This window comes from Coprococcus sp. ART55/1, assembly GCF_000210595.1.
GTDB lineage: Bacteria > Bacillota > Clostridia > Lachnospirales > Lachnospiraceae > Coprococcus > Coprococcus aceti.
The window spans coordinates 550331-553709 of sequence record NC_021018.1; the positions used below are offsets into that span (position 1 = coordinate 550331).

The 3379-nt window shown below is 43.1% G+C and carries 1 protein-coding gene and 1 pseudogene; both read right to left on the reverse strand.

Annotation, left to right across the window (positions count from 1 at the left end):
* On the reverse strand, positions 1 to 2734 hold a 2734-nt coding region (locus CCU_RS02685; protein WP_208895925.1), incomplete at its 3' end, for an AAA domain-containing protein.
* Positions 2735 to 2877: 143 nt separating this feature from the next.
* Positions 2878 to 3170 (reverse strand): annotated as a pseudogene (gene tnpA, locus CCU_RS14900) (IS200/IS605 family transposase); the annotation flags it as partial.
* Positions 3171 to 3379: the final 209 nt, after the last annotated feature.

A 3379-nucleotide genomic window follows, 5' to 3' on the forward strand; every position in this document is an offset into this window, starting at 1 on the left:
GCCTATGGACTACCAACGGGCAGCCTACCCACTCTTTCTCCTCATCTTTTCCAAGATAAGTTCCATACGGATTTATATAGTCAGCAAATGCCTGCACAGAGATTTTCTTATCCTTGTAACCTGCCAATATCTCTGCGGTAAGCAGCTGTTTTATCATGTCAGTCTCTGCGGTAACCACAGGCTCGATCTGCTTTGGATCTCCGACTATGATCGCCTTTCTACACCTAAACATCGCACCAACCGCCATCTGCGGCTGTGCCTGTCCCGCCTCATCGACGATAAGAGTTCCAAGCACTCCGCTTTTCTTCACATCGCCCAGAAATGTCTGCGCAGAAGCAAATGTTGTGGATATCACAGGGGTGAGCAGGAAAATGCTCTGAAGCATGTACGGCATGGCTTCTTCTCTGTCTGCAAGCTTCATCCTCTCACCACAATCATCAAACACATTCCACGCAATCATCAGGTTGATGATATTATGCCGCATGCATTTTGAAGAAATGACAAATTCTTTGTGCAGCTTACATGCATACAGGAATAACTTTTCACGCTCTCTATTGTACTGGGCGGTAAACCATGGATTGGTTATCTGTGCTTTTGTTGACAGCCTGTCGTCCTCGGATACATAACGTTCCATAAATGCAGCGTCCACCGGGGTCATCTTCATCTGCCCATGCGAGTATTTTGAAATACACCGCTGGTATTCCTGAAGATTCTGCAGGCCTGATATCCTGTTGTTCAAAGAAGTTATCTCTCCATTAAGTTTTGATATTGTTGCTTTCTTCTCCTGAATGAATATATCTCTTGCGGATGTATCCTTACGCCTTGCGAACAATCCCTTCGGTCTGCTTTCCTCAAGCTCGATCAGCTCTTTTTGTTCAGCAAATAACTGACGCTCAAACATCTGCCGCTTTCTTTCCACATCACTTATTTCACATGACAAATCCTCTGGTGCATTTTCCTGCAACTCCACAGGAACCGAACTTGCCAGAGCACAGATCTGTTCCAACTCATTTCGCAGGCTTTCCACCAGTTTATATTGAGATAAAAACTTTTTTCTTACCTCCAGATATTTTGCCTTATGCTGCTCTCTGACACCATTCGATTTATAGTCCTCCACAAATGGCTTCAGGACCGAATTGCAATACTTACGGATATTTGCCTTTCTGCCAAACGGAGCGGATATAAGGCCCCAGCAGTCGGCTCCGCCTAAAAGTTTATCCGCATAACGCGTAAAATAAATATCCTTCTCTTCTCGGCTCTTTCCGTATCTGGTTATAGTCTCCACATCACCTGACTTGTTGATATCAAACAAATCATGAACCTCATCCAGACCGCAGCAGATCTCCTCTTCGTCATCCCCAGACGACTCCAAACTGTCAAGTATATCCCCCTCCTTCGGAAGGTCTATCGTGATATTTTCCACCGCCGCATTGTTACATGACGCGACCAGCATACTATAATTGTTGATCTCATCAACATTTATCGAATAATAATGAGGCGCATACTGGTAATAGGCATTCGCATTTGCCTCTAGCGGTCCATGAGAAAATGAATGCATTTCGAATATAGAGTCTGGATCTTCTGCGTTCTCAGCGAGAAGTCTGGCACGCTCAACGATATTGCTTGCCACGATCTCCTTGAGCAATGTAGTCTTTCCCGTTCCGGGAGGTCCGTTTACAGAAAAAACTGGAGCATCCCCGTCCTGTCTGATCGCTATATTGACCGCAACCTGCTGCATCAACGCCGGCATATATTTGGCCGGCCATTTACCCCTTGGCGAATTTGTGACATTGAGGACTTTATCAAATAACCGCTTCATCTCACTTTTTCCCGCATCCGGCGAGATGATTGTTCTCGGTAAATCGTCTGGGCCTTTCGACTTTTCGTACCCTGCCAGAATGTACTCGATCACTTTCTTCTCATATTCATTCCCATCGCCAAAGTTCCCGTTCTGAACCAGCTCTGACAACTGGATAATGTCATTCAAAAAGAAGCTTTTACCCAGATCCGCATAGTCAAATGCGTCCTCGTCCGCATCTCTGGCCTGTTCGCTCGCATACCTGTTGTATTCGGCAATTCCCATCGATTCCTGAGGATCATCTGAGAATCTGTGTTTCACATACTCGTTAAAAATCTTTTCGTATATGGTTGACAGGAACTCATCGACATTCTGGTCCTGCAGTTCCTCATCGATCTCTCCAACAAGTTCTTCATACTCGCTAGTATCGAGAGAAAAGTCATGACTATTATGTGCTCTTGACTCATCCCACTTGGCAACTGCCCACAGTATCGATGACAGCTGGAAACTGTTCTTAAGATACACACCTTTCGTATCTGTCTTGAATGAGCACCATGCGATCGCTCTCTTTTTCGGATAAGCTATCTCAGGATTATCGGATTTATCCTCTATAAACTTCTCAAGATAATCAACTACTGTATTCCGCTCTACCTTCCCCAGGCAAAAATGGATCTCATCACCAACCGAAGGAAACTTCGCATAGCCATCCCTGTCATTTTCCAGAATCATTTCCAGATCAATATCAGGAGATGACAAAACTGGCAAATCAAAGAAGACCTCGATCTTCTCTGCCTTAACCTCTTTGCCATTCTTGATATTTTTTATTAGCTTCTTGTTCTCTGTACTTTCCTGTGGAATGTCGGTCTGTCCTAAGAATTCTGTGATTTTCCAGTAGTTTAGGATTTCCAGGACTGCGTTCTTTCGTTTGTCTTCCATTCGGTGTGCTCCTTGTGGTGTAACTAGTGCAATGACTAGGTTAGCAACCACCACTTCAAGTGGTTATTTATTATCAGCCCTCCAATGGACTATTGCTATTGCTCTCTCAAAAGGGCGGTATCGCAAACTCCTCCACCAATCCGTTACAAAACGGTACTTCTTGTATCTTCTTCTCTCGAATCCTCTGCTTGCTCGTTTATATATTTCTGAACTGCTTCATCAGTGATATCACCAATTGTTTCCACGTAATATCCTCTTGCCCCAAACACTTTATCCAATTTACTTTGTAATTAGGAATTTCTGTCATAGCTAATCAACGCACTCTTTCCCTTTAAGTACCCTTCATAAAATTTGAAATATTTATTTGGGGCGGATTTACTACTCTGAGATGTACATGATCTACACAAACTGCTTCAGCTATTATTTCAACGTTTTTTATATTGACATACCATATTAGTTCTTTTTTTATATACACAAATACAAAATTGTTTCTTCCACAATCTTAACACACTCATCTGTATGTTTCCTCGTACCACCCAAAACGGATTTCTGACCATCTCTCAAAATCCAATTTCGCATCTATCTCATCATCCCGCTCTATGTTACAAGAATCTTTATTAATCCAAAACTTACTATTATTGCTTT